The 26,395-nt window shown below is 69.0% G+C and carries 25 protein-coding genes and 1 tRNA gene; 7 read left to right on the top strand and 19 right to left on the bottom strand.

The features are described 5' to 3' along the window. The first annotated feature begins 27 nt into the window (after positions 1-27). On the top strand, positions 28-669 hold the full coding sequence (locus CHB84_RS00820; protein WP_089299508.1) for an aminodeoxychorismate/anthranilate synthase component II: 642 nt from the start codon (positions 28-30) through the stop codon (positions 667-669). 108 nt (positions 670-777) lie between these two features. Here CHB84_RS00820 and pknB read toward each other — a convergent pair whose 3' ends face one another. The 7 genes from pknB to CHB84_RS00855 form a co-directional block, all read right to left on the bottom strand. After that, positions 778-2,790: a Stk1 family PASTA domain-containing Ser/Thr kinase gene (gene pknB / locus CHB84_RS00825; protein ID WP_089299509.1), complete on the bottom strand. Its 2,013-nt coding sequence runs from the start codon at positions 2,788-2,790 to the stop codon at positions 778-780. A gap of 64 nt (positions 2,791-2,854) precedes the next feature. Next, positions 2,855-4,177 (bottom strand): protein kinase domain-containing protein, encoded by a 1,323-nt coding sequence (locus CHB84_RS00830; RefSeq protein WP_089299510.1) that lies wholly within the window; start codon positions 4,175-4,177, stop codon positions 2,855-2,857. Then, positions 4,174-5,649 (bottom strand): peptidoglycan D,D-transpeptidase FtsI family protein, encoded by a 1,476-nt coding sequence (locus CHB84_RS00835; protein ID WP_089299511.1) that lies wholly within the window; start codon positions 5,647-5,649, stop codon positions 4,174-4,176. The genes CHB84_RS00830 and CHB84_RS00835 overlap by 4 nt, the downstream gene beginning before the upstream one ends. Beyond that, a complete protein-coding gene (locus tag CHB84_RS00840) occupies positions 5,646-7,100 on the bottom strand; it encodes an FtsW/RodA/SpoVE family cell cycle protein (RefSeq protein ID WP_089299512.1) in 1,455 nt (484 codons plus the stop codon). Before CHB84_RS00840 ends, CHB84_RS00835 begins: the two co-directional genes overlap by 4 nt. Beyond that, positions 7,100-8,407 (bottom strand): PP2C family protein-serine/threonine phosphatase, encoded by a 1,308-nt coding sequence (locus CHB84_RS00845; RefSeq protein WP_089299513.1) that lies wholly within the window; start codon positions 8,405-8,407, stop codon positions 7,100-7,102. Before CHB84_RS00845 ends, CHB84_RS00840 begins: the two co-directional genes overlap by 1 nt. Next, the gene (locus tag CHB84_RS00850) at positions 8,404-8,877 is read right to left on the bottom strand and encodes an FHA domain-containing protein FhaB/FipA (RefSeq protein WP_089299514.1); all 474 of its coding nucleotides are present in this window, start codon (positions 8,875-8,877) and stop codon (positions 8,404-8,406) included. The genes CHB84_RS00845 and CHB84_RS00850 overlap by 4 nt, the downstream gene beginning before the upstream one ends. Positions 8,878-8,960: 83 nt before the next feature. Beyond that, on the bottom strand, positions 8,961-10,292 hold the full coding sequence (locus CHB84_RS00855) for an FHA domain-containing protein (RefSeq protein ID WP_089299515.1): 1,332 nt from the start codon (positions 10,290-10,292) through the stop codon (positions 8,961-8,963). Between the two features lie 129 nt (positions 10,293-10,421). Between CHB84_RS00855 and CHB84_RS00860 the strand changes: the two genes are divergently transcribed. Then, a tRNA-Leu gene (locus CHB84_RS00860) sits at positions 10,422-10,504 on the top strand. Positions 10,505-10,613: 109 nt separating this feature from the next. On the opposite strand, the gene CHB84_RS00865 is transcribed toward CHB84_RS00860, so the two are convergent. The 3 genes from CHB84_RS00865 to CHB84_RS00875 form a co-directional block, all read right to left on the bottom strand. Beyond that, entirely contained in the window at positions 10,614-11,771 is a 1,158-nt protein-coding gene (locus CHB84_RS00865) for a CapA family protein (RefSeq protein ID WP_089299516.1), read from the bottom strand. A gap of 89 nt (positions 11,772-11,860) precedes the next feature. Then, the gene (locus CHB84_RS00870; protein ID WP_425432259.1) at positions 11,861-12,721 is read right to left on the bottom strand and encodes an HpcH/HpaI aldolase/citrate lyase family protein; all 861 of its coding nucleotides are present in this window, start codon (positions 12,719-12,721) and stop codon (positions 11,861-11,863) included. A gap of 7 nt (positions 12,722-12,728) precedes the next feature. After that, entirely contained in the window at positions 12,729-13,805 is a 1,077-nt protein-coding gene (locus tag CHB84_RS00875) for an HpcH/HpaI aldolase/citrate lyase family protein (protein ID WP_089299518.1), read from the bottom strand. Positions 13,806-14,224: 419 nt separating this feature from the next. Between CHB84_RS00875 and CHB84_RS00880 the strand changes: the two genes are divergently transcribed. Further along, on the top strand, positions 14,225-14,872 hold the full coding sequence (locus tag CHB84_RS00880) for a hypothetical protein (RefSeq protein ID WP_089299519.1): 648 nt from the start codon (positions 14,225-14,227) through the stop codon (positions 14,870-14,872). A gap of 51 nt (positions 14,873-14,923) precedes the next feature. After that, positions 14,924-15,589: an NAD(P)H-binding protein gene (locus tag CHB84_RS00885; RefSeq protein WP_089299520.1), complete on the top strand. Its 666-nt coding sequence runs from the start codon at positions 14,924-14,926 to the stop codon at positions 15,587-15,589. Positions 15,590-15,616: 27 nt separating this feature from the next. Here the strand turns inward: CHB84_RS00885 and CHB84_RS00890 are convergent, their stop codons facing one another. Further along, the gene (locus CHB84_RS00890; RefSeq protein WP_089299653.1) at positions 15,617-16,930 is read right to left on the bottom strand and encodes a D-arabinono-1,4-lactone oxidase; all 1,314 of its coding nucleotides are present in this window, start codon (positions 16,928-16,930) and stop codon (positions 15,617-15,619) included. A gap of 129 nt (positions 16,931-17,059) precedes the next feature. Between CHB84_RS00890 and CHB84_RS00895 the strand changes: the two genes are divergently transcribed. Beyond that, a complete protein-coding gene (locus tag CHB84_RS00895) occupies positions 17,060-18,280 on the top strand; it encodes an alanine racemase (protein WP_245818488.1) in 1,221 nt (406 codons plus the stop codon). Positions 18,281-18,362: 82 nt separating this feature from the next. On the opposite strand, the gene CHB84_RS00900 is transcribed toward CHB84_RS00895, so the two are convergent. The 4 genes from CHB84_RS00900 to CHB84_RS23355 all read right to left on the bottom strand — a co-directional run bounded on the left by CHB84_RS00900 (position 18,363) and on the right by CHB84_RS23355 (position 20,569). Next, complete coding sequence (locus tag CHB84_RS00900; protein ID WP_089299521.1) at positions 18,363-18,923, bottom strand: HD domain-containing protein; 561 nt, start codon at positions 18,921-18,923, stop codon at positions 18,363-18,365. Between the two features lie 20 nt (positions 18,924-18,943). Continuing rightward, on the bottom strand, positions 18,944-19,564 hold the full coding sequence (locus CHB84_RS00905) for a TetR/AcrR family transcriptional regulator (RefSeq protein WP_245818473.1): 621 nt from the start codon (positions 19,562-19,564) through the stop codon (positions 18,944-18,946). A 284-nt stretch (positions 19,565-19,848) separates the two neighbouring features. After that, positions 19,849-20,223: a hypothetical protein gene (locus CHB84_RS23350; RefSeq protein WP_425432253.1), complete on the bottom strand. Its 375-nt coding sequence runs from the start codon at positions 20,221-20,223 to the stop codon at positions 19,849-19,851. 7 nt (positions 20,224-20,230) lie between these two features. Then, the gene (locus CHB84_RS23355; RefSeq protein WP_245818474.1) at positions 20,231-20,569 is read right to left on the bottom strand and encodes a hypothetical protein; all 339 of its coding nucleotides are present in this window, start codon (positions 20,567-20,569) and stop codon (positions 20,231-20,233) included. A gap of 367 nt (positions 20,570-20,936) precedes the next feature. Between CHB84_RS23355 and CHB84_RS00920 the strand changes: the two genes are divergently transcribed. Beyond that, complete coding sequence (locus tag CHB84_RS00920; protein WP_089299522.1) at positions 20,937-22,322, top strand: helix-turn-helix domain-containing protein; 1,386 nt, start codon at positions 20,937-20,939, stop codon at positions 22,320-22,322. A 10-nt stretch (positions 22,323-22,332) separates the two neighbouring features. Continuing rightward, the gene (locus CHB84_RS00925) at positions 22,333-23,223 is read left to right on the top strand and encodes a phosphotransferase family protein (RefSeq protein WP_245818475.1); all 891 of its coding nucleotides are present in this window, start codon (positions 22,333-22,335) and stop codon (positions 23,221-23,223) included. Positions 23,224-23,364: 141 nt separating this feature from the next. Here CHB84_RS00925 and CHB84_RS00930 read toward each other — a convergent pair whose 3' ends face one another. The 4 genes from CHB84_RS00930 to CHB84_RS00945 all read right to left on the bottom strand — a co-directional run bounded on the left by CHB84_RS00930 (position 23,365) and on the right by CHB84_RS00945 (position 26,393). Beyond that, positions 23,365-24,381 carry a CopD family protein gene (locus tag CHB84_RS00930; RefSeq protein ID WP_245818476.1) on the bottom strand — a complete coding sequence of 339 codons (1,017 nt, stop codon included), beginning with the start codon at positions 24,379-24,381 and terminating at the stop codon, positions 23,365-23,367. Between the two features lie 2 nt (positions 24,382-24,383). Beyond that, positions 24,384-24,947: a copper resistance CopC family protein gene (locus CHB84_RS00935; protein WP_089299525.1), complete on the bottom strand. Its 564-nt coding sequence runs from the start codon at positions 24,945-24,947 to the stop codon at positions 24,384-24,386. After that, positions 24,944-25,756: a YcnI family copper-binding membrane protein gene (locus CHB84_RS00940; RefSeq protein ID WP_089299526.1), complete on the bottom strand. Its 813-nt coding sequence runs from the start codon at positions 25,754-25,756 to the stop codon at positions 24,944-24,946. Before CHB84_RS00940 ends, CHB84_RS00935 begins: the two co-directional genes overlap by 4 nt. Positions 25,757-25,853: 97 nt before the next feature. After that, the gene (locus CHB84_RS00945) at positions 25,854-26,393 is read right to left on the bottom strand and encodes a hypothetical protein (protein ID WP_089299527.1); all 540 of its coding nucleotides are present in this window, start codon (positions 26,391-26,393) and stop codon (positions 25,854-25,856) included. Positions 26,394-26,395: the final 2 nt, after the last annotated feature.

The following is a 26,395-nucleotide window of genomic DNA, read 5'->3' on the forward strand; positions in this document are numbered from 1 at the left end:
CAGCGTACTCGCGGTTACGCTGGAGGTATGCGCGTGCTGGTGGTCGACAACTACGACAGTTTCGTCTATAACCTTGTCCAGTATCTTGCCCAACTCGGCGCCGACTGTGTCGTGCAGCGTAACGACGTGGTCGAGATGGACCACCTGGGCAGCTATGACGGGGTACTCGTGTCTCCCGGGCCGGGGACTCCCGAACGAGCGGGGCAGAGCATGGCCGTGGTTCGGGAGTGTGCCAGGCGCGAGATCCCCGTGCTCGGTGTCTGTCTCGGTCATCAGGCGATGGCCGCGGTGTGGGGCGCCACCGTGGACCGCGCGTCCGAGCTGCTGCACGGCAAGACGAGCGAGGTGCACCACGACGGTGTCGGCGTGCTTGCGGGCCTGCCGTCGCCGTTCACCGCGACCCGGTACCACTCGTTGACCGTGCTCGCCGACACCGTCCCCGAGGAGTTCGAGGTCACCGCACGGACCTCGTCGGGCATCGTGATGGGGGCCCGCCACAGGGAGCTGCCGCTGGAAGGTGTGCAGTTCCATCCGGAGTCGGTGCTGACCCAGTACGGGCACCGCATGCTGGCCAACTGGATGTCCGGCACCGGCCACCCGGTGGAGGCCTCGCTGGTGAACGGCCTGGAGGAGTCCACCCACGCCCTGCAGCGAGCCGCCGCAGTCTGAGCGCGGGTAGGAGCCCCACAGGTTGGAGCCCAATGTGACATCCGGCTCCATCTAGGGAACCAAGGTCACCTTGGGCTCCGTACCCGTCGGCAGGGACCGGCAGAGCGGCTACCAGTTCCTTCCGCCGTCCCTGCCGGGCGGGCTGTTGTTGCCGTCGCCGCCACCGAGACCGATGCCGTCGTCACCCCCGTCATCGCCCCCGCCGGGCTCGAACTGACCGATGACGAGGGTGACCGAGGTGGAGCGGGTCATGGTGTCCCCCGGGCTCGGTGAGCTCTCCAGCACCCTCTCGTCCTCCTCGGGGTTGTTCACGGACGTGGTCTCGACCGAGACGTCGCCGGTATGGCCCGCGTCCTCCAGCTCCGACCGGGCCTGGTCCTCGGTCATGTCGATGACGTCCGGCATCTCGATCTCCTCGTCGGCGCCCGTGGACACCTGCACGGTCACCTCGGAGCCCTCGACGGCCTCACCGTCCCGCGGGGACTGGCCGACCACGGTGCCCTCGGGTTCGCTCGAGTCGACGTCCTCGCGCACGACCTCGAACCCTGCGCCGTCCAGGCCGGCTCGCGCGATCTCGAAGGTCTCGCCGACGTAGTCGGTGACCTCGACCATCTCCGGTTCCTCGTACACCGTCAGCTTCACGACCTCGCCCTCCTCGGTGGACGAGCCCGCTTCGGGGGTGTGCTCGGCGACCTTCCCTGCGAGGTCGGGGTCGTTGTTCTCGACTTCTTCCTGGGTGGGATCCAGCAGGAGGTTGTGGTCCTCGATCGTCTCCTCGGCATCGGAGACGGACTGCTCCGTCAGATCGGGCATGTCGAACACCTCTGGCGGTGCCCCGACATGCACGATGATCTCGGTGGTGACCTCGTGGCTGGTGCCCTGCTCGGGGTCGGTACTGATCACCTTGCCGACGTCGTCGCTGCTACAGGGCGGATCCTCCCCGTACTCCTGCGGCCAGCACGGTACGGACTGGCGATCCAGGTTGTTGAAGCCCGCCTCTCGCAAGCTGCGTTCCGCGGAGCTGTACTCCTGGCCGACCACCATGGGGATATCGGCGGATCGCTCGCCGGAGTCGAACACGCCCATCAGCCACATGATGAACGCGATCGCGGCGACCGCCACCGCGGCGAGCACCATGAACATCCGGTTCCGCCGCTTGCGCCGATCCTCCTCGTCGTCCTCGAAGTCCTCGTCGAACTCGTCGGTGCCGGCGTCATCGCCGCCGGCGGCCATCACCTGCGTGCGGTCCTCGTCGGTCATGACCGCGGGAGCTGTGGGGCGCTCGTTGGCGAGCACGCGAACGAGATCGGCACGCATCTCGGAGGCCGACTGGTACCTGTTGGCCGGCCCCTTGGTGAGGGCCTTGAGGACCACGGCGTCCAGCGCGGGACTCACGTCGGGATTGATCGCGGACGGCGGTGTCGGGTCCTCCCTGACGTGCTGGTATGCCACCGAGACGGGGGAGTCCCCCGTAAAGGGAGGTTCCCCGGCGAGGAGTTCGTAGAGCACGCATCCGGCCGCGTAGACGTCGCTTCGGGCGTCGACGGACTCCCCGCGGGCCTGCTCGGGGGAGAGGTACTGGGCTGTGCCGATCACCGCTGCCGTCTGGGTCATGGCGGCCTGGCCGTCATGGATGGCCCTGGCGATGCCGAAGTCCATCACCTTGACGGCGCCGCTCGTGGTGATCATGACGTTGGCCGGTTTGACGTCGCGGTGCACGATGCCTGCACGGTGCGAGAAGTCGAGCGCGGCACAGACGTCCGCCATGACCTCCATGGCGCGTTCCTGCCGGAGCGGGCCCTCGGTCTTGACGATGTCGCGCAGCGTCCTGCCGTCGACGTACTCCATCACGATGTACGGCAGGGTTCCGGAGTCGCTGTCCGTCTCGCCGGTGTCGTAGACGGCGACGATCGCGGGATGGTTCAGGGCAGCAGCGTTCTGGGCCTCGCGCCGGAAGCGTTCCTGGAAGACGGGGTCACGGGCAAGGTCCGCGCGCAGGATCTTGACGGCGACCTCGCGGCCGAGTCGAACGTCGTGCCCGTGGTACACCTCGGACATGCCGCCGTAGCCGAGCGTGTCGCCGATCTGGTAACGGTCGGACAGCAGGTTGGCTGTGCTCATCTGGTAAGGCCCGTTCTCACTCTCGCAGCAAGGTCGTCATGCTCATCTACCTAACCCCATAGGGTTAACGTATGTCGACGGCATCGGGGTTCGCTCGTGACCCCGGCTGATTATGGGAGTACGCGGCGGTCCCGTCGCGCCAACTATCACTCGAATCACGTCCTCCGCTCGGTGCTCCGCTCTCCACGGGGGCGAGCCGCGTGCCTTGCTGATGCGACTCCGTGGTGCTCTCGGTGACTGTCGGTGGCCCGCTGTCGCCACGCAGTGCCAGTGGCACTATCACGGCCACAGCGATGAGCAGAACCGTGACGATGGCAACGATCACCCACGGCCACACACGCCCGCCCTCTCCGGTAGACGACGCGGCCCCGTGGGGCATGACGCTGCCCGACGGCGGTGTTCTCGCGTACTGGTCCGTGACCGGTACGCGTGCCGCCTGCTGGTACGGCACCGGCACCGGATGCAGTCCCGGCCGGGAACCCGGCGGAACGGTGGGTGAAGCGGCGGGGCGTGCGAGCCCGGACGGTAACGGCGGAGGCCCACCGGCCCGCACCGTCGCTACCGCGCCCGCGAACTCGCTGCCGTCGCGGTAACGCTGGGAGGGATCCTTCACCAGCGTCGACTCGATCAGCGCGCGCACAGTCGGGGGTACGTCCGGCGGTAGCGGCGGGGGTGTGTCGCGGATGTGCATCATCGCGACCGTGACCGCGTTCTCGGACAGGAACGGGCGGTATCCGGTCAGGCACTCGTACCCGCACACACCGAGCGAGTAGACATCGCTCGCGGGCTCGGCCTCGTGCCCGATGGCTTGTTCGGGAGCTATGTAGTGCGCGGTGCCCATGACCATGCCGTTCCGGGTGACCGGGGCGGCATCCGCGGCCTTGGCGACGCCGAAGTCGGTGATCTTGACCGTCTCGGTGCCGTCCGCGCCACGCATGACGAGTATGTTGCCTGGTTTGACGTCGCGATGCACCAGCCCGCGCGCGTGCGCCGCGTGTAGCGCACGACCGGCCTGCTCCAGGATCGGCAGCAGGCGGTCCGCCGGGATGCGGCCGTTCCTGGCGAGGATCCCGGCGAGAGGCTCACCGTCCACGTATTCCATCACCAGGTAGGCGATGCTGTCGTCGCCACCGTCCAGCGCGCTGGCCTCACCGTAGTCGTGCACTGCTGCGATACCCGCGTGATTCAGCGCGGCCGTGGTGCGCGCCTCGGTGCGGAACCGGTGCAGGAACTCGGCGTCCCCGGACAGTTCGGCCTTGAGGATCTTGACGGCGACGACCCGATCCAACCGGGTGTCGTTGGCCTGCCATACCTCGCCCATCCCGCCGACCGCTATCCGGCTCGTCAGCAGGTATCGCTCGGCGAGGAGCCGTCCGGACGTGATCATTCGGACTGCCCCCTGAGCGCGGAGTCGATCGTCATCCTGCCGATCTCGGCGGCTACCGAACCTCCCGTGGCTGCCAGTCCGCGGTCCCCACCACTCTCCACGAGCACGGCGACCGCGACCTCCGGGTCGTCGGCCGGCGCGAAAGCGGTGTACCAGGCGTGCGGCGGGGTGTTCTTCGGGTCCGCTCCGTGCTCGGCGGTCCCGGTCTTGGATGCGATCGTGAGGTCGTCGCGCTTGCCCCCGCCTGCCGTGTTCTCCTCGGACTCGATCATCATGTCGCGAAGGATCTCGGCATTCTCCTCGGACAACGCCGGTTCGCCGGTCAGCTCGTCGTCGCTGTAGTCCGAGATCGTCGACAGGTCGGGGGCCAGTAGCGACTTGACCAGTTGCGGGCGCATCGCGGTGCCGTCGTTGGCCACGGTCGCAGCGAGTTGCGCGACCTGCAACGGAGTCAGGCGCACGTCGCGCTGGCCGATCCCGCTCTGGTACAGCGAGGCCTCGTCCGAGAGCTGGCCGACGCTGGACATCGCCACGCGCATCGGAATGTCCAGGTCGGATTTCCCGATGCCGAAGTTCTCGGCGGTGCTGCGCAGCGTGCTCGCGCCGAGCTCGCCGGCGAGCTCGGCGAAGGCGGTGTTGCACGAGTACGCCAGTGCGTCCTCCAGGGTGGACCCCGGGCAGGTCTGGCCCCCGAAGTTCTGCAGCTGGGTCTGGGTGTTCGGCAAGGTGATACTGGACGCGCTCGTCACCTCGGTGTCAGGGGTCGCCCCGTCCTCCAGCGCCGCCGCGGTGGTGACGAGCTTGAACGTGGATCCGGGCGCGTAGGTTTCCCGGATCGCTCGGTTGCTCATCGGTTTGGAGGGATCCTCGGACATCGCGGTCCAGGCTTCCTCCTGCGCCTCGCCGTCATGAGTGGCCAGCGCGTTCGGGTCGTACGACGGGGTGGAGACCATGCCGAGGATCTCGCCGGTGTCCGGCTTGAGCGCTACCACGGCTCCGGTGAAGTCGCGGTCGGTCATGGTCTCGTAGGCGGTGCGCTGTACGTTCGGGTCGATGGTCACCTGGACGTGTCCGCCGCGCGGGTCCCTGCCGGTGATCATGTCGGAGAGCCTGCGCACGAACAGCCGCGCGTCGTTGCCGCTGAGGATGTCGTTGCGCGCGCGCTCGAGCCCGGCCGAGCCGTACCGCCACGAGTAGTATCCGGTCACCGGCGCGTACATGGGCCCTTCGGAGTAGCGGCGCAGGTACTGCAGGCGGCCCGAGGTCGGCTCGCCGTGCGCGAGGACCTGGCCGTCGAACTGGGAGACGATCTGGCCACGCTCGCGCGAGTACTCGTCCAGCAGGACTCGCTGGTTGCGCTGGTCGGCACGATACTCGTCGGCCTTGAACACCTGGATGTATGTGGCGTGTGCGAGTACGAGCACGATCATGGCGAGCATGGCGATGCCGACGCGACGCAGTGGTGTGTTCATGACGGCCGCTCCACAAGGACGGTCCCCGTGTCGGACAGCGGTGTCTTCTGCTGCTCGCCGCGCGGTCGCCCACCCTGTTGCGGCCTGCGAGCGGCATCGGATATCCGGAGCAGCAGCGCGACCAGGATGTAGTTGGCCAGCAGCGAGGAACCGCCGTAGGACAGGAACGGCGCGGTCATACCCGTCATCGGGATGAGGCTGGTGACTCCGCCGACGACGACGAATACCTGCATGGTGATGGCGAACGCGAGGCCCCCGCCGAGCAGTTTGCCGAAGGTGTCCCGCACGGCGAGCGCTCCCCGCATCCCGCGCATCGCCAGGATCAGGTACACCATGAGGACGCTGGCCAGCCCGATGAAGCCGATTTCCTCACCGATCGCCGCGGCGATGAAGTCGGTCTTCGACAGCGGCACCATCTCCGGCCTTCCCGCGCCGAGACCGGTGCCGGCCACGCCGCCGGTGCCGAGGCCGAACAGCGCCTGTGCGTTCTGGTACCCCCCGCCCGGTTCGTCGTAGGTGGCCAGCGGGTCCAGCCAGTTCCTCGTTCGCTGCTGCACGTGCGTGAACAGGTTGTAGGCGATGACACAGCCCGCAGCGAACGGCACCAGGCCGACGAAGATCCAGATCGCGCGCTCGGTGGCGACGTAGATCAGCATCAGCACCATGCCGAACAGCAGCAGCGCCTGACCCAGGTCTTTGAGCAGGACGAAGATCGCCAGCGCCGCACCCGTCGCCAGCACGATCGGACCGAGGTCGCGGGGCCGCGGCCACTCTATCCCGAGCACCCGCTTGCCCGCGGACATGAACAGGTCCCGTTTCGAGACCAGGAATGCCGCGAAGAAGATCAGCAGCAGGATCTTGGCGAACTCGCCGGGCTGGAGGCCGAGCGGGCCGATACGGACCCATACCTTCGCGCCGTTGACCTCCGAGACGGATGCCGGCAGCAGGCCGGGCAACGCGAGCGCGAAGAACCCGAGAAGGCCGCAGGTGTAGGCATAACGGGTGAGAGTGCGGTGGTCCTTGATGAGGACCAGTACGGCGAGGAAGAGCGCCAGCGCGATCACGGTCCACACCACCTGGCGTGGCGCGTCCGGAGTGAACGCGATGTCCTGCTGGGCTGCGCGCTCGGCGCTCGCCAGGTCGATGCGGTAGATCATCACCAGGCCGATGCCGTTGAGCAGAGCCACACACGGCAGGATCAGCGGGTCGGCGTACGGGGCGAAGTACCGGACAGCCACGTGTGCGACGGTGAACACACCGAGATAGGACAGGCCGTACCAGACGATGGACAGCGTGAGTTCCTGTCCCTGGTTGGCGTCCACGAGCATGAGGGCGAACGTGATGATCACCGTGGCGAAGGCCAGCATCAGCAGTTCGGTGCCGCGGCGGGTGGGGAGCTTGCGGGTCGGTCCGCTACCCGTGCCCGGAGAGGTGTCCACCGGTGAGGACATCAGCGATCGCCACCGCGAGCCTCGTCATGGGCGCAGCTGACCTCTCCGCGCGTGCTGGCATCGGGCGCGTCCTCCAGCAGGAACTCCGCGCGCAGGGTCGCGATGAAGTCGCGGGCGTCGGCCAGATCGTCCTGCTGCACACCCCGGCACACGTCGCCACGCGCACCGTACTGCAGGTCGGCGAGGAACAGCGGGTCACACAGCGCGTTGTTCGGGGCGCACGAGCCTTCCGACCGGGAGCTGAGCTCGAGCCCGAAGATGCTTCCCGTGACGCCCTGGTAGATCGTCACCTCGTTGTTGTCGTCCACCCCAACGTAGTACTGCTGCATCACGAAGTACCGGGTGGCCAGCGCGATCGCTGCCAGCAGCACGAGACCGAGCCCGAACAGGGCCGTGAACGTGATTCCCTTGCGCCACCTGCTCGTCCCTGTATCGGGCTCGTCCCCGCCGGACTCGGTGGCGTCGGGCGGCTCCCGTGACGGCGCGGGTGCCGTCAGAGCCTGCGCACGGGCGGCGGGTGAGTCACCCTGCGGCCCCGCATCACTGCCGTCCCCGGCGGCGCCGCCGACGATCGGGGCGTCGTCCCCGAAGTCGACGTCGACGACATCGGCGACGATGACAGTGATGTTGTCCGTACCACCCCCCTTCAGCGCGAGCTCGATCATGCGGTCCGCGCAGTCCTGCGGGTCGCCGATCGTGATCGCTTCGGTGAGTGTCTCGTGCGAGACCATCCCGGACAGCCCGTCCGAGCACAGCAGGTAACGGTCGCCTGCCCTGGCCTCCCGGACGGTGAGGTTGGGCTCAGCGTCCTGGCCGGTCAGTGCCTTGAGGAGCAGCGCGCGCTGCGGGTGGTTCTCGGCTTCCTCCTCGGTGATCCGGCCTTCGTCCTGCAGCTGCTGGACGAAGGTGTCGTCGTGCGTGATCTGCGAGAACTGACCGGAACGGTAGAGGTAGGCACGGGAGTCGCCGATGTGCACCAGTCCGAGCCTGCTCCCGGAGAACAGGATCGCGGTCAGGGTGGTGCCCATGCCCTCGAGCTCCGGGTCGCTCTCCACCAGCTCGGCGATGGCCCTGTTGCCGCTGAGCACGCTGTCACGGAGCTGGGTGAGCAGGTCGTCGCCCGGTTCGTCGTCGTCGAGCGGCGCGAGCGCGGCGATGACGACCTTGCTGGCGACCTCACCCGCGGCATGGCCACCCATGCCATCGGCGAGTGCGAGGAGGCGAGGCCCGGCGTAGACGGAGTCCTGGTTGTTCGAGCGAACCAGGCCGCGGTCACTGCGGGCGGCGTAGCGAAGCACAAGGGTCATGGGCGCAGCTCGATCACCGTCTTGCCGATCCGTATGGGGACACCGAGTGGCACTCGGAGGGGTGCTGTGACTTTAGCCCGATCCAAGTATGTTCCGTTCGTTGATCCCAGATCTTCGACATACCAGTCCGACCCTCGCATGGACAGGCGGGCATGTCGGGTGGAAGCGTAATCGTCGTCGAGCACGAGCGTGGAGTCGTCCGCCCTTCCGATCAGGATCGGCCGGTCGTCCAGCGCGATACGCGTCCCGGCCAGCGCCCCGTGCGTCACGATCAGTTGCCGCGGCTGCTTGCCGCCACCGCCTCCGCGGGACTTGGGCTGCTTCTTGTCGCGCTTCGACGGCGGGAGCTCGGTGCGTACGCCGGACGCCGCGTAGAGATCCGAACGCACGACCCGTAGAGCCGCTAGCACGAACAACCAGAGCAGGGCGAGGAACCCTGCTCTGGTGAGTTGAACCACTAGCTCCGGCACTGCCTACGCCCACTCCCGCTTCGTAGTGCCCATGGTTTGCGCTTGTTCCCCTGCGATTACCGGTACGGCTCTGTCGGTCGGTGCTAGCCCTGCGTGCGGAACGTGAGTGAGGAATGTCCCACCCTGATCACATCGCCGTCGGCCAGCTGCCAGGTCTGTACCGGGGTTCCGTTGACGGTTGTGCCGTTCGTCGAACCGATGTCGGCCAGTGTGGCGCTCTGTCCGTCCCACGTGATCTCCAGGTGCCTGCGGGACACACCCGTGTCGGGTAGCCGGAAGTCGGCGTCCTGCCCGCGACCGATGACGTTACCGCCCTGCTTGAGGGAGTAGTTGCGGTTGGATCCGTCGTCGAGCTGGAGCGAGGCGGACAGCTGCCGGGGTGCGCCCTGGCCTCCTGGAGGTGGGAAGCCGGGCTGGCCGTAACCGCCCATGCCGGGTGCGCCACCGGGTGCCCCGGGCGGAGGGCCGGCTGGACCGCCGTAGCCGGGGTCGTAGCCGGGTGCGCCGCCCGGTGGGCCGTAGCCGGGGTCGTAACCCGGTGCGCCGCCCGGTGGGCCGTAGCCGGGGTCGTAGCCGGGATCGTAGCCGGGTGCGCCGCCCGGTGGGCCGTAGCCGGGGTCGTAACCCGGTGCGCCGCCCGGTGGGCCGTAGCCGGGTGCGCCGCCCGGTGGGCCGTAGCCGGGGTCGTAACCCGGTGCGCCGCCCGGTGGGCCGTAGCCGGGTGCGCCGCCTGGTGCGCCGTAGCCGGGATCGTAGCCCGGTGGGCCGTAGCCGTACGGGTTCTGTTGACCGTACGGGTCGCCCTGGTCGTAGCCTGCCTGACCGTAGCCGGGATCGTAGCCTGCCTGACCGTAGCCGGGATCGTAGCCCGGCTGACCGTAGCCGGGGTCATAGCCGGGCTGGCCGTAGCCGTACGGGTTCTGTTGACCGTACGGGTCGCCCTGGTCGTAGTGGCCGTAGCCGGGTGGCTGACTCATTGCTCGGTCTCCTGCGTCACGGGGTGGTGTTTGTTGTCCTGCGCTTCCCACGCTGTGCACTGCGGCGTCTGGGTCGACAGTAGAGCGGACCCTGAACTGCCCAGTATGCAGCGCCTCAGTGCGCTCAAGCGAGACTACGACGTCACCATATGTGTCCCATCCATGTTCTGCGAGATGTTCAGCGACTGCGTTCGCCAGGATGCGGGTGATGCGGGACTTACCGTCCGCCATGTGGTCATAGTCCTTGTGCCCCAGCAGCACGACGTAGTGGTTGGGCGCGAGTAGCCGGCCACCGGCGAGTTCACGGAGGTTGTCCTCGCTTTCCCGTTCGAGTGCCTGCGCAACTTCCTGTGTGACGACCTTGCCGCCGAACATGCGTGCAAAGGCGTTGCCCACGATGCCCTCGAGGCGCCGATCAAAGCGCTGTACGCGGCCCACCGTTCTCGGCCTCCTTAGCACGACCTCTCACTGTTAGATCGTATCTGCGTGCGGTAGGGCCGGCACTGGCCCTGTCGAAACCCGCGTGCGGGGCCCTGCTAGAGTGGTCCCGCTTGCGATGCAGCACTCGGGCGAGTGGCGGAATGGCAGACGCGCACGGTTCAGGTCCGTGTGTCCGAAAGGACGTGAGGGTTCAACTCCCTCCTCGCCCACCCTTCCCGGTGACCTCTGGGGCCTCCCCTGGAGATGCCGCTGCGCGGAGGAGCCGAAGGTGACACTCGGCTCCTTCTACGGAACCGAGGTCACCTTCGGCTCTGTCCTTCATTCCCGTCCGGGCCTGGTCAGGCCGTGTTCCGCGGCACCGTCCCCGAGTACGGCGACGTCGGTGCGCTCCAGTGCCTCGTCGTGCCGCGGTGCGGGTTCCGCGGTGGTCAGGTCGACGAGCCGAATCGGCTCGTCGAGGTTGACCAGGGTAGGGATGTACTCGGCGGTCTCGGCTACCCATCCATCGTCAGTGTGGGTGAACTCGAAGCGCGCTGCGATGCCTTCCTCGGTCGTGCCGCGCGGCTCTGCGTGCCGCGCGACGTGGTTGCCGAGGCCGTAGGCCACCCACCGCTCGCCGACGCGGTCGATGGACTGCACCACATGCGCGTGGTGCCCAAGGATCAGGTCGACCGCGCCTGCCTCCAGCAGCCGCTCGGCGAGCTCGCGCTGGGCAGGGGACGGCTCGTGCTCGAACTCCCGGCCCCAGTGCAGGCTGGCGACGATGATCTCTGCGCCGTTCTCACGCGCCAGCGCGGCTTCCTCGACGATCGCCTCGTGGTCGAGCTCGTCCGCGAGCCATTCCTTGCCCTGCGGGAGCTGCAGGCCGTTGAACCCGAAGGTGTAAGACAGGTGCGCGACACCGACCCCGTCCACGTCGATCACGGTGGGGGAGGCGGCCTCCTGCTCGGTACGTGCCGAGCCGGCGTGTTCGATTCCCTGGTCGTCCAACGCGTCGAGCGTGCGCACGACGCCGTCCTCGCCCTGGTCCAGGGTGTGGTTGGAGGCTGTGGAACAGGCGTCGTAGCCGGTGGCGGCCAGCGCGTCGGCGATCTCCGGCGGGGCGTTGAAGCTCGGCCACCCGCTGAACGGGCCACCGTGCTCCGCCAGCGGTACCTCCAGGTGGCAGATCGCCAGATCGGCTTCCGAGACCAGCGGCTCCACACCGGCGAGCAAGGGACGGAAGTCGCGCTCGCCCCTTCCTGTGGTGCTGGCGTCCCGCGCGGCCTGCTCGGTCAGGTCCGGGTGCAGGAGTATGTCCCCGGTGCCGAGTACGGTGATCGAGTCGGGCCGGCCCGCGCGATCGTCCGGGGCCTGCTGGTCACCTGCCCGGTCCGGCTCCGCCGGTTCGGGCGCGGCGCCGCCCGGTGTCGTCGTGCACGCACCGAGCACCACGGCGCAGGACAGTGCGAGTGCTTGAGGAGCCGTACGCCGCATACCCGATCTCCTTGATTCCCCAGGTTGGTGGGAGCCGAACGTGACATTGGGCTCCGAAGAAGGAGCCCGCTGTCACCTTCGGCTCCCACCTACTGCCGAGTGGTGATGGCTTCGGACAGCGCGAGGATCCGCCTGGCGTTGTCCACGTGCAGGTTCTCGATCATGCGGCCGTCCACGGTCACGACCCCGCGCCCCTCCGCGCGGGCCTCCTCGAACGCGTCGATGATCTTGCGTGCCTGCGCCACCTCGTCCGCGGAAGGCGCGAACACCCGGTTGCACGGTTCGAGCTGGCCGGGATGGATCAGCGTCTTGCCGTCGAAGCCCATTTGCCGTCCCTGCAGGCACTCGGCCTCGAAGCCTTCCGCGTCGGAGACGTCGTTGTAGACGCCGTCCAGGATCGTCTTGCCCGTCGCGCGGGCGGCCAGCAGTGCCAGCGACAATCCCCCGAGCAGCGGAGTACGACCCGGTACGAACTCGGCGTGCAGTTCTTTGGCGAGATCGTTGGTACCCATGACGAGCACGTCGAGTCGCGCGCTCGCCGCGGCGATCTCCTCCGCGTGCAGCATCGCCACCGGTGTCTCGATCATCGCCCAGATCGTGGTGCGGTCCGGAGCGCCGGTGAACTCCAGCGCTCGCTCGATCGTGTGTACCTCGGCTGCGGAGTTCACCTTCGGGACGACGATGCCGTCCGGCCCGGCCTCGGCCGCCGCACGCAGGTCCGCCTCGTGCCACTCGGTGTCGAGCCCGTTCACCCGGATCGTCACCTCGCGGGAGCCGTACCCGCCGGAGGCGGCCGCCGAGCACACTCGCTCCCGGGCCTCCTCCTTGGAGTCCGGTGCCACGGCATCCTCGAGATCGAGGATCAGGGCGTCGGCGTCCAGCGTCTTGGCTTTCTCCAGCGCCCGCTCGTTGGCTCCGGGCATGTACAGCACGGAGCGGCGAGGCCGCAGGGTCTCGTCAGTCATCGGCCATCGCTTCCTTGGTCGCCTCGTCGTACGCCTGACCCAGCTCCGGGTCACGGGAGGCCAGCTGTTCGGCCAGCTCGGCGACCACCCGGCACTGCTTGACGGTCGCGTCGTCCTGCATCTTGCCGTCGATCATCACCGTTCCGGTGCCGTCACCCATCGCGGCGATCACCTTGCGCGCCCAAGCCACCTCGGAGGGCTCGGGGGAGAAGACCTTCTTGGCGATCGCGATCTGCTTGGGGTGCAGGCTCCACGCGCCCACACAGCCGAGCAGGTAGGCATTGCGGAACTGGTCCTCGCAGCCGACGACGTCGCGGATGTCTCCGAACGGTCCGTAGTACGGCAGGATCCCGTGCATGGCGCAGGCGTCGACCATCCGCGCGACCGTGTAGTGCCACAGATCCTGCTGGTAGGTCGTGCGTCCCTGGGTGACGTCCTCACCGGCCGGGTCGGTGCGCACGAGGTAGCCGGGATGCCCGCCACCGACGCGAGTGGTCTTCATCCTCCTGCTCGCGGCGAGGTCGGCCGGCCCGAGCGAGATACCCTGCATGCGGGGGCTCGCCGCAGCGATCTCCTCCACGTTGGCCACGCCGCTCGCCGTCTCCAGGATCGCGTGCACCAGCAGGGGGCTGCGCAGCCCGGCGCGGGCCTCCAGCTGGGCGAGCAGGCGATCGACGTAGTGAATGTCCTCGGCCCCCTCGACCTTCGGCACCATGATCACGTCGAGCTGCTCACCGACCTCGGTGACCAGCGTGATCAGGTCGTCCAGTACCCAGGGAGAGTCCAGGCTGTTCACCCGCGTCCACAGCTGCGTGTCCCCGAAGTCCGTCGACTTCGCGACCTCGACCAGCCCGTTGCGCGCCGCTTCCTTGTGGTCGGCGGGCACGGCATCCTCGAGGTTGCCGAGCAGCACGTCGACGTCGCGAGCCATATCGCCGGCCTTGGCGCGCATCTTCTCGTTGCTCGGGTCGAAGAAGTGAATCATCCGGGACGGGCGCAACGGGATCTCCCGGACGGGATCAGGAGCACCCAGGGCCAGGGGTGTGAAGAAGTCCTTCGGTGAGCGCATGGAACCTCCGTGTTGCGGCGCCAGGTGTGGTTACCGCTCACCCTAGATCCCGTCGGCGAGTTCATGCGGGGGTGTCGGCAGCGGTGTTCGTCACCTCCCAATCGTGACGCCAGGTCGTGGAGTGGGCCGTCTCCTCCCGCCACAGGGTCAGACAGATGTTGCTCTCCGTGGCGGTGGGGACGGAAATGCTCGCCGATCACCGGTATGTCGTCACCCGTCTGGTCGTACCGTCGGACTGAACTGGGTGTACCGCTCGTCGACCGGTCACCGACCGCTCACTGCCGTCGGTCGCATGTCGAGCGCGAGGAGCAGACGCAACCGATCACGCCCTGATAGCCAGTAGGGAGAAGCGCTCGCACGCCCAGTTGCACGGGCGGTGCGCGTGCGCCGAGCGGCAAGATACGAGGAGGCTGAACTTCGTGGCGGTGACACCTGGACACACAGGATCGACGTCGGTCACTGATGGTTCGCAGGGTGCGTGCCCGAACCGAGTCGTCCCGCCGGGTCCCCTCCCGGACGACACCCGGCTGGTGGCGCAGAAGGCCGCCGCCGAGCTCGGTTGGGGCGGCGAGGTTCTGCCGGAGATGCGCGTGCTCGGCAGGAAGGTGCACCTGGTGGCGCGGCTGCGCCCCGACGCGCATGCCGAGCGCATCGCGACCGGGTACGAGCCGGTGATCGACCGTACGACGGTTGCGACGTGGACCTGGCCGGAGATGGCAGACGTGGCACCCGCCCCGGCGGTGGAGATCAGCGGTGTGCTCACCGTGACCCGGCACTGGCGTACGGCGCTGGCTTGGGCCGTGCCGTTCGCGCGCTACTTCGACGCCGCGATGTTGCTGCCGGGCGAGGCTGCCCTCACCCACGACTACGTGACCAACTGCCTTCCCCGGGCGCGGGCCTACGGCCTGTCGATCCTCACCCTCGACGGCGAGGACGGGGTGAGCCGGGATCTCGCCGGTAGCGTGGACCGGGTCATGATGGGCGTCGACCCGATCTCCCGGTGGATCAACGAGCTCGCCTACGAGCAGGTCCTGGAGTCCGCGGACGTGCCTGCGGCAGCCGAGTGACGGCACGCCCGGGCAGCGCGCACGCGTGCTCATCTCGCTAGAGTGAGATCCATGCGTGTAGTGATCGCGGGCGGGCACGGCTTGATCGGTCTCCGCCTGGCACGGCTGCTGTGCGAGCGTGGCGACGAGGTCTGCGGCATCATCCGCAACCCGGCGCACCGGGATGACCTTTCCGCGGTCGGTGCATCCAGCGAGGTCTGCGACCTCGAGGGTGCAGGCGTCGACGAGGTATCCGCGATCCTGACCGGCGCCGACGCGGCGGTGTTCGCCGCGGGAGCGGGCCCGGGCAGCGGGGCGGCACGGAAGGAGACGGTCGACCGCGACGCGTCCGTCCTGCTCGCCGATGCCGCCGAGCGCGCGGGTGTGCGCAGGCTGGTGCAGATCAGCGCGATAGCGCTGGATCGCGCCGATGATCCCGCTGTCGGTGAGGTGTTCGCGGCGTACCTGCGCGCGAAGGCCGCGGCCGAACAGGACCTGCGTGCCCGCGACCTCGACTGGACCATCCTGCGCCCCGGTAGGCTCGGTGACGCGCAGGGCACCGGCCGCGTGTGGCTCGCCGAGCAGGTCGACCGCGGGGAGGTCTCCAGGGACGATGTGGCCGGCGTGCTGCGCGCGCTGCTGGACGCGCCGGAGACGGCCGGGATGACGCTGGAACTGGTCGCGGGCGAGACCCCGGTCGCGGAGGCAGTTCGCGCGGTGACGAGGAGCCGAAGGTGACAGCGGCTCCATAGACGGAGCCCGCTGTCACCTTCGGCTCCCGACCGGGCCGAGGACTCGGTCGGTGTAGGCGTTGCTGAACACGCCGTCCGGGTCGAGGTGCTGGCGCAGCTCGCGGAAGTCGTCGAAGCGCGGGTAACGCTCCCGCAGCGCATCGGCGTCCAGGGAATGCAGCTTGCCCCAGTGCGGCCTGCCGCCCGCAGCCGAGACGATCGCTTCGAATGCCGCGAAGTACTCCCGGTAGGGCATCCCTGCGTACTGGTGGACGGCGATGTAGGCGGAGTCACGCTGGTAGGCGGTGGACAGCCAGATGTCGTCGGCGGCGGCCACCCGGACCTCGACGGGGAAGGCGATCGGGTCGCGCAGCAGGGGCACCACGGCACGGAGCTCGGCGAGCACGTTACCGAGCGCGGCACGCGGGATCGCGTACTCGGACTCCACGAACGGTACCGAGCGCCTGCTGACGAACACGCGGTGCGACCGGTCGCTGTACCGGCGCTCGGACAGCATCCGGTCGGTGACCGCGCCGATCGGCCGCACCAGCGCGGGTACCGCCCGTCCGAGCCGGCACAGCGCGCCGAAGGCACGGTTCTCTACCAGCTCGTACTCCACGAACTCGCGTACCGGGCCGAGCGGGCGGGACCGCTGCGAGCCCGAGATCCGGTTGTTGCGCTTGACGACCGCGTTGCGTCCGTACGGGAACCAGTAGAACTCGAAGTGGTCGTTGCCGCTGATGTCCTCGTCGAGGCCGTCCAGCACGTCCTCGAGCGGCTCCGGGCGCTCGCTCGCTTCGAGGGTGAACGCCGGGACGCAGCGTAGCGTGACCGTGCTGATCACGCCGAGCGCGCCGAGCCCGACCCGTGCGGCCTGGAACAGGTCGGGGCGCTCGGCAGGCGAGCAGCCGACGACCGATCCGTCGGACAGCACCAGCTCGAGCGCGGCGACCTGGGTGGCCAGCCCGCCGAGTGATGCCCCCGTGCCGTGCGTACCCGTGGAGATGGCACCCGCGATGGTCTGGGCGTCGATGTCGCCAAGGTTGACCATGGCGAGCCCGAGGGCGTCCAGGATCGTGGTGAGCTCACGCAATGTCGTTCCTGCGCGCACGGTCACCAGCCCGGCATGCATGTCCACGTCGGTGACGCCGGTGTACGCGGTCAGGTCGATGGCGTGCTCGTCGGTGGCTGCGGCCGCGGTGAACGAGTGCCCGCTGCCCCAGGCACGGATGCGCTCACCACCCCTGGCGGCGTTCGTGACCGCGTCGGCTATCTCCTCGGTCGAGCGTGGCCGGTGCACCGCTCGGGGGTGCGCGTGTACCGTGCCTGCCCAGTTTCTCCACGTCACCTCGTGCACAGGGGTTTCCTACCTGATCGGGCGCTCGTTGACCAGCCGGTCATGGCGCGCTGTCGGGAACGAATATGTGAAAGATATTCGCATTAAGTCCGACAATATCGTACGGTACGGGATGTGAGCATGATGCGTGGAGACGGCGACCGCGGTGTGGCAGCGCGCAGACGGTACGAGGCGGCGACGTGCCATCTGGAGGCCCCGCTGGCGCTCGTGGACCGGGACGCCTTCGACGCCAACCTCGATGACCTGGGCGCCCGGGCCGCCGGGCTCCCGATCAGGGTGGCCAGCAAGTCCGTGCGTTGCCGGTACCTGCTCGAGCGCGCCCTCGCCGCGCCGCACACCGCGGGCGTGCTGTCCTACTCCCTCACCGAGGCACTGTGGTTGTACGGGAACGGGGTCAGTGACGACCTTCTCGTGGGCTACCCCACGGCGGATGCGCGGGCGCTGGACCGGTTCGCCGCCGATCCGGCCGCGCGGCCGCACGTCACGCTGATGATCGACGCACCGGCGCAGCTCGACCTCGTCGACGCGGCGATGCGCAGGATGGGGACGGCGGGCCAGGAGGTCCGGGTGTGCATCGAGCTCGACGTCTCGTGGCGCCCGTTGCCAGGGGTGCATATCGGCAGCCGTCGTTCCCCGGTGGTCACCCCGCGGCAGGCGGCGGAGCTGGCCGGGCTCGTCGCCGCGCGCCCGGGCTTTCGCCTGGTCGGGTTGATGGGCTACGAGGGGCAGATCGCCGGGGTCGGCGACGCGAGTGGTAACCCGCTGCGGGCGGGGGTTGTCCGGCGGATGCAGGAACGCTCCGCACGGGAGCTCGCTGCCCGCCGCGCGGCCGCGGTACGCGCGGTGCGCGAGGTGTGCCCGCTGGAGTTCGTCAACGGTGGCGGAACGGGCAGCTTCGAGACGACACGGGCCGATGAGTCGGTCACCGAGCTCGCCGCGGGATCGGGTCTGCTCGGTCCCGCACTGTTCGACGCGTACTCCCGGTTCCGCCCGCGCCCGGCCGCACTGTTCGCGTTGCCGGTGGTGCGTAAGCCCGCGAGGCGGGTCGCGACGCTGTTCTCCGGCGGCTATGTCGCCTCCGGCGAGGCCGGGCCGTCCCGGCTGCCGACACCGCACCTTCCTGCGGGCTTGCGGTTCCGTGGCGTCGAGGGGGCCGGGGAGGTGCAGACCCCGGTCACGGGACGTGCCGCCGGGCGGTTGGCCGTCGGCGACCGGGTGTGGCTTCGCCACGCCAAGGCCGGCGAGCTGGCCGAACGATTCAACGAGTACCACGTGCTGGCCGGCGACGATCCGGTGCGCACCGTGCCGACCTACCGCGGGGAGGGGATGAGCTTCGGCTGACCCCGCGCGAGGGCCAGCCGAAGGTCCCCCTCGGTACACATATCGCACCCGAGGCGCCCTTCGGCTCGTCCCTGACGGGCAGCTAGTAGTCCCGCCAGGACAACGGCGGTACCTCGGGTGCGACCTCGGCGATGCGGCGCGCGGTGTCGGTGGACAGCGCCTTACGGGCGGTGGCGATCCACTCGTCGACCTGGCTGACTCCGCTGTTGGCGTACTCCACGGCCTGCAGGAGCATCTCGAGCTTGTCCGCGTCACGCGCGCAGCGGGCTTCCGGCGTGCTCGCCGACTCGTACTCGTCGACCGCAGCCCGCACGGTGTTCGCCGCAGCGGCCGAGAGCGCCTTGGTCTGATCGTCGGTGATCCGGCGAGCGTCGGGTTTGGTCACGTAGGGCAGTGCGGCGCGCGGGAGGTCACCCGTGCGCGCCTCCTGGGTGTCGTGCCACAGCGCGAGGTAGGCAGCCCTGGCCGGATCGGCCCCTTCCTCGGCGGCGAGGAGCGCGGCGAGCTGGGAGGCACGCAGGCTGTGTTCGGCGACCGACTCCGGATCCCGCACCCCGGCGTGCCACCAACCGGCGCGGCTCATCCGCTTGAGTACGCCGAGCTCGTAGCCGAACGCGGCAAGGGCGGCATCGGAGTCGGCCATGTGGTTCTCCCCGGAGGTGGTTACTTCTCGCCGAAGCGGCTGGCCAGGTACTCCTTGATCATATGCTTGGTCTCGTCGACGATCTGCTGGTCACCTTCGGCGTTGCGACGAAAGGCGTACTTCAACAGTGTGTCACCCGCCTCCACGGCCACGCTGATCGGTAGCGTGACGCGTTCGGGTGGCAGGTCGAGCAGCTCATCGAGCAGCGCCACGATGGAGTCGGCGACGACGGCGTTGTTGTCCCGTTGCTCGTCGAGCAGGTGCACGTCCACGACATCGCCGAAATGCACCTGGGCGAAGCCCGGCACCTCCCGGTGCATGGCCACGTAGACGTCCAGCAGCGAGTCGACCACGTCCCACCAGTGCGTGTGGTCGACCGAGTTGAGACGTTCGCGCACGACCTCGAGGAACCGTTCGAAGTTGCGTTGGGTGAGTGCCTGGACGACCGCGCGCTTGTCGGGGAAGAACTGGTAGAGCGAGCCGACGGCCACGCCTGCCCGGCGCGCGATCATCGTTGTGGACAGCGTCTCGTAGCCGACCTCGTCGAGCAGCTCCGCGCAGGAATCCAGCATCAGCGTCACGCGCTTGGCGCTGCGCTGCTGGACGGGCTGCCTGCGAAACGGCGTGGGTTCAGGAGGCACCGGGGCGGACCGTCCGACGGGGGCCGATTGCACCTGAGACACGAACCACTCCTCGCTGGTACCCGATACAACACTTACTCGCGATCGAGTGTTTTATGTTACCCGGAAGTAAGCGTTACGCAAAGTCATACTTATATCGGACGTAAAGACCCGTGCCGTCCTGCTGGTGACGGCGCGGACTCGTGCCGAGGAGTGGAAGACCGCGGGCCGGTACCGGTCGGGGGAGGGGGTGCGCAGTACCGGCCCGCGGAGTTTGAGGGCCTTCGTCAGGCGGGGATCAGCGGCTAGTGCGCTCCCGCACCGGTCGTATGCGGGGCCGATGCATGGAGTGCGTGTCGACCCGTGCCACTCGCCGTTGCCGGCCTCCTACGGGTCTGTTCGGGGGCGAGCCCGCCGGCGACGAGGTGCTCGTGCGCGGCCTGCCAGACCGTGCACGGTGCCTTGCTGCGATGCCAGCGGGTGGAGCAGGTGGGGCAGTCTCCGCGCTCATCGGGTTCATGGGTGCGCAGGATGGACCGCCATCCCTCAGCCAGACGTGGAAGCTCGGATTGAGCCGCTGAGGCAAGTGAGGCGGTGTCCGCGCATTCGGCCAGCTCGGAGAGCATGTCCAGCCGCTCCCACACGGCTTCGCGGAGAATCTGCCCAAGGATCTGATCCACGGCGTACTCACCGGTACCTTTCTGCCAGCCGCGTCGCTTCACTGAGTGCCACCTGCAGTCGGCCGACCTGCTCCGCGGACATCCGTGCGGTTTCGCCCGGGGGGCAGGCCACGACGACTTCGCCCGCGTCGACGTAGACCGTGACGCAGCGGCCACGGTTGATCAGGTCACCACACTGCACGCGCCACACGGTGTGGTCGCCTTCGTTGCTGCGGAGCATCCCGTCGCCGTCATGGACCAGCCCGTCGGGTACGCCTGCCGGTGGGATGGTTCCGGTGGGCGCGGACCCGCCCTGGCCGCCGACGGGCCCGGCGTATCCGGTGGCGATCGAATCAATGAGCTCCATCGGCCAAACTCCGCCCTTCTTCGTCGAATGCTGGTGGTCTGCACCGCCGGTGCGGCGTGACCATTCGCTCCGCGACTGCACAGCTGTCCTGCGTGTGAAGTTGTCAAACTGCCCTTTCCCGTCCGCGGTCCGCCTGGTGGCCCGCCTGGTGGCTCCCGGCGACCCTGGTGCTGACGGAGGGCTACTTCCTACATTGATGGGTAACCGGCTTGATCGGGAGTGATGAGCGCCGACCGGCAGAAGTTCACCGGTAAGCGGTCGATTGAATTCGTTTCGACCGATCAGGCTCCACATTTGCCGCCTCGCGCGGTTCAATGGGGATGCTTACGCTGCAACACCGAAGCCCGATGGAGTAGTGAGGCCGCATATGGGCGACAGCGATACCGATCTGGGGCATCCCATCAAGGCTGAAGTCTGGGAGTCCGGCGAGATGCGTGACGCACTCGCGAACAGGGACGTCAGCGTGGTGTACCGGCTGCTCAGAAAGGAAGGCGTGTCCCAGCGTCAGATCGCGGCGCTGACCGGCCAGTCACAGTCCGAGGTCTCGGAGATCCTCAAGGGCAGGCACGTCATCGCCTATGACGTGCTCGCACGGATCGCGGACGGCCTCGGGGTTCCACGCGGGTACATGGGCCTCGCGTACGACGAGGCGACAGCAGTGAGTGTCGTCGGAGCGGGCGCCGAAAGCTCCGACGAGCAGCCCGAGGAGGACGAGTCGGTGAAACGACGCAGGTTCCTCGCGCACGCAGCGCAGGTCACCATGGGCGCCGCTGTGCTGGGAACGGAATCCGGGCCCGTTGCGGCGGCGAGCCCGGCCACGACACCCGCACCGGGCCGGATCGGCATGGCCGACGTGCGCCAGGTCGAGGCAGCCACACGGGCGTTGCGTGCGCTGGACTACCAGTACGGTGGCGGCTTCTGCCGGGATGCCGTTGTCGCGCAGCTGTCCTGGGGGCAGCAGCTCCTTACCGCGGGAGGCGCTGAAGGAGTGCGCTCCCGCTTGTTCGTCGCGCTCGCGGACCTGCACAGCGTCGCGGGGTGGACCTCGTTCGACACCGGGTTGGTCGACGTGGCGCGCGGGCACTTCTCCAGTGCCTTGGAACTGGCCAAGCAGGGCGGCAGCGACCCGCTCGTTGCCAACGTGCTGTACCGGATGGGCCGGGTGTACCTGCACCAGGAGTCGGCCAACGACGCGCTGAAGCTGTTCCAGCTCGGGCAGATCGCTGCGCAGGAGTCCGGTTCCGAGCTGGCCGTTGCTGTGCTGTGCGCGAACGAGGCGTGGGCCTACGCGCTGCTCGGCAATGCCGAGCAGGCGTCGAAGTTGCTGGGCAGGACGCGCGACGAGTTCGCCCGCGCGGACCTGGCCAGCGCCGAGTCCTGGGTGCAGTTCTTCAACGAGACCGACGTGCACGCGATGGTGGGGACGGTGCACACCGTGCTCGCGCAGACCGTGGACCGGTCCCACACCAAGTACGCGATCCCGGCGCTGAGCAGGGCGGTGGAGAACTACGGCGAGGACATGGCGCGGAGCAAGGTCTTCAACCTGAGCTCGCTGGCCACCAACCACCTGCTGGAGGGTGACATTGACCATGGCTCACGGGTGGGACGATCCGCGCTGGACGCTGCCGAGGGTCTGAAATCGAAGCGGGTGCGCGACCGGATGCAGCCGATGAAGAAGGAAGCCGAGCGCAGGGCGAACAACGTCGACGCTCGTGACCTTGTGGAGCGCATCAACGATTTCTACGCAGCCTAGCCCGAGCGGCGTGCGGCGAGCCCGCTTCACCAGGGAGAAGCTGGATGAAGCACTCGTGGCGGTGTGTGCACGGCTCGGCCTCGACCACCGGGGAGCCCGGCTGGTCCGGTTCACCAACAACGCGGTGTACGCGCTGGAAAGCGCACCCGCAGTGGTGCGCATCGTCGGGTCGCACGGGCTGCGCCATCGTGTGTACAAGGTGGTTGCCGTGGCGCGCCACCTTGCCGCGCACGGGGTCCCGGCGGTGCGCCTGTACCCGGGGTTCGAGCAGCCGATCGTCGTGGGGCAGTACCTCGCCACGGTGTGGCGCAAGGTCGAGCAGCCCGGGCGCCGGGCCACCGCGGGCGAGCTGGGGAAGCTGCTGAGAAGCATGCATTCGTTGCCCGTGCCGCCGCATGTCCCGCAATGGAACCCGCTCGACGACGTGCAGGCCAGGATCGCCGACGCGGAGGAGCTCGACGACGGCGATCGCCGGTTCCTTCAGGACCACTGTGCCTCGGTGCGTGACGCGCTGCGCCGGCTCGAGTTCCCGCTCGCGACAGCCCTCGTGCACGGGGACGCCCATGCAGGAAACGTACTCGTCGGACCGGACGGTCCCGTGCTGTGTGACTTCGACTCCGCCAGTGTCGGCCCGCCGGAATGGGACCTGGTTCCGCTTGCGGTCGGAGTGCGGCGCTTCGGCGACAGCATGGCGGACTACCGCGCGCTGGCCGACGCATTCGGGTTCGACGTCATGGCTTGGGAGGGGTTCGATGTGCTTCGCGCCGCGCGGGAGCTCAAGTTGACCACCAGCGTGCTGCCGATCCTACGGAGCAAGCCCGAGGTCCGTGCCGAGCTGCACAGGAGGTTGGCGGATCTGCGGGACGGGCGCCAGGGAACCCGGTGGGAGCGGTACCGCTGACCATGCCGGTCACAGACGGGTGACTGCCGTTCGGCGTCTTTCTGATTTGTTCCGTACGTCCCGATTTCGCGGTGCGATCGGTAGAACCGAAGTGTTCACTGACAGTGATGAGATCATGTCGCGAGCCCGCCGACAGCCGTCTCAGGATACCGCTGTCCGGCTGAGCACGACAGCGAAACCGAACGCCAGCCCCATCAGTGCCAGCTCCAGGCCCGCCCAGCTCGCGAACGCAGTCGGGACGTGTCGTGCGATGCGCGGGACGAGCCGGAAGCGCAGTCGGGCGCCGAGCAGTCCGATCGCGGCCAGGCACAGGACCTTGGCGATCACCAGCTGCCCGTAGCCGGTGCCGAGCGCGGCCGTGAGGCCGAGCGCGGGCTGTTGATCGAGCGCGGCGAACGCGCTCGCCAGCCCGGTCGCGGCGGTGAGCAGCAGGCAGATCGTCGCGAGCACGGAGAAACGCGGGACCGCGGTCGCGAGCAGCCTGCGGTTGCCTGCCAGCAGGAGCAGCGCGGCGAGGCCGCCTGCCCATGCGGAGGCGCCCAGTACGTGGAGCTCGACGGCCATCAGCAGGTACTCGTGCCGGTCCCAGGTCGACGCGTGCCCGGCGACGGGGAGGGGAAGCAGCGCGAACAGGGCCAACCCGGTTCGCGCCTCGGCGGGTACCTTCTCGCCGGCGCGTACGGCCACGGCTCCGAGCGCGACGTGCGCCAGGGCGAGCGCGGCCACGATCACCAGCGCGCGGCCCCCCGCGACCTGTGTCGCGTACTCCCGCAGGTCGCCGACACCGATGGCGGTGGTCGTGCCGTGCAGCTCGGCGACCTGGAGGACCAGCACGACCATCGCGCACGTCGCCCACAGCAATGCCGTAACCATCGCCGCCCGGCGTGCGACGGCGAGGACCGGTTCGGTCGCAGATACCCGCTCGTCGCGCACCAGGATGGGTAGCAGCGAGAGGCCGACCGTGGCCACAGCAGCCACGGCCAGCAGCGCGCGAGCCACCGGTACGCCGACCAGTACCGCTGCAGGCGGGTCGATGATGCCGTTCGTGGCGCCCGCGCCGGTGGCGGCGATACCGATCAGCGCTCCGGCCAATGTGGCAGCGGCCGCGTAGATCGGTATCGCCGCACGGATCCGGGGTGCGGTCCGTCTCGCGGGCACGTTCAGCCGGTTCCCCTGCCCAGTCGCAGGGCGAGGGCAATGCCGATCACCAGGAGACCGCCGGCACCCACGAGCCATACCCAGATGCCGACCCCGGAGTCGCCGTCCTCGGCTGCCCCTTCGGCGTCGTCCCCGGAGTCGTCACCCCGCTCGTCGCCTGCCGGGTCGCCTGCGTGCGGGGTGCCGGCTTCCTCGGCCGTCAGCGTGAACGGGATCTCGTCCCCGACAGGATGGCCGTCCGCGGACAGGACGTAGTACCCGATGACGTACTCGCCTGCCGGGCCGAGCTCGCCGAGCGGGACGCTCACCTCGTTGCCGTCCACATCCGGAGGCGCATCGACCCACTGCTCGCCGTCCGGCCCGGTCACCGCGATCTGGTTGACATCGCTGTCCTGGACGGCCTGGTCGAACGTCAGCGTGACCGTCTCAGGGCTGCTGTCCAGGCTGACCCCGTCCTCGGGCTCGGAGGAGACCAGCACGTTGTGCGCCGCGGCCGGGGTCGCCAGGCCGAGTACCGCGCACGCGGCGACCAGCGCGGCGAGCGTGCCCGTACGTACCGCGCTCATCGTGCTTCACCGCTGCCCTCGTTCGCTGCCCCGCCGGTGGAGGTGCCGCCTGCGCGGCGTGCGCGCACGGTCGCGCCGATGCCGACACCGAAGCCGAGCGCACCGAGTCCGAGCCCGGCACCGCCGAGCCAGCGGGCGGCGTTGTCGGTGGCCTGTTCGCCCGCGGCCTCGCCCGCACTGTCCGCACTGTCCGCGCTGTCGTTCTCCGTGCCCGGCTCGTTGTCGTGGCCGTGCCCCGATGCCCCCGGTTCGGCCAGCGGGACGACCGGTGCGGGGTGTGCGGGCTCGTCCGCACCCTCGGCGGGCGGAGGGGCATCCCACTCGACGACCTCGCCGCCCTCGTAGGTCTGCGCGGTTGGCAGGACGAGCTCGTCGACGTCCGAGGGCAGCGTTCCCACCGTGAACGCGAACTCCTGGTACTCGGTGGTGCCCGCGGCTATCTCGTTGCCGGGCTCGGCCTGCCAGACGATCCGGGTGACCACCTCGTCGACCTCGTTGCCGTGCGGGCCGTCGATCGGCTCGGCCAGCTCGTCCGTGCGTACCTCGGCGGACCAGCCGGGTACGGGTTTGGTGCGGGCGGAGGTGATCGAGTACTCCTCGGGGATGGTTATCGCCACCTCGGTCGTGCCGCGATCGGCCTCCTCGTTGGGCACCCGGAGCGTGATCGCTCCGTATCCCTCCTGCTCCGGCCGGTCGCCGTAGCTGTGTGCCGTGACATGTGCCGCGGCCGTGCCGGTCGCCAGCAAGCCGGTGATCGAGACGGTAGCGGTGAGCACGGCTGCGCGGAACGATGTGTGCTTTATCGACATAGTGATACTCCTGACTGGGTGAGTCGGGCTGCCCGGGCGACCGCTTCGGCGTTCCGGCGGTACATCCGGCCGGGACAGCGGGATGGTGTCGCGTGCGTCAGGAGCGCACTGGTGGGCCGCGCCTGGTGCACACCTTGCGGAAGTGCACCTCGACGATCGGACGTGGGCCGGCGGGGGTGACGACTGCCGGTCGTCCCCGCGCGGGAGGTAGTGGCGGGACCGGTGGGATCGCGACGGGCAGCAGCCCGCGCAGCCCGGACAGGGCAACGGCCAGCCCGTGCGCGGCCCCGGGAAGCAGCAGGGCGGTCAGGACCGTCGCCACGACGTGCGCGGCGAGCATGGCCCGTGGGTCGAAGCCGGTCACGTGGCCGGAATGGCCTGCGAGAAGCGTGAGCCCGACATGCATCGCCAGCTGCGCGGCGCCCAGGATCACGAGCGCGCCGGACACGCCGCGCACCCGGTCCGCGAGCGAGGCCGCCACCCAGGCGATGAGGCCGAGGAGCACGACGGTGATCGAGGCGTCCGGGAGTCCCCCACCCCCTGCCGCGTGGGCCGAGGCCGCGAGTGTCGCGGCACTCGCGGCGAGCAGCGGTCGCCGGATACCTCCCGACGTGTGCTCGGCCTGCCCTCGTCCCACGC

It is taken from the genome of Haloechinothrix alba (assembly GCF_900188115.1).
Lineage (GTDB): Bacteria > Actinomycetota > Actinomycetes > Mycobacteriales > Pseudonocardiaceae > Haloechinothrix > Haloechinothrix alba.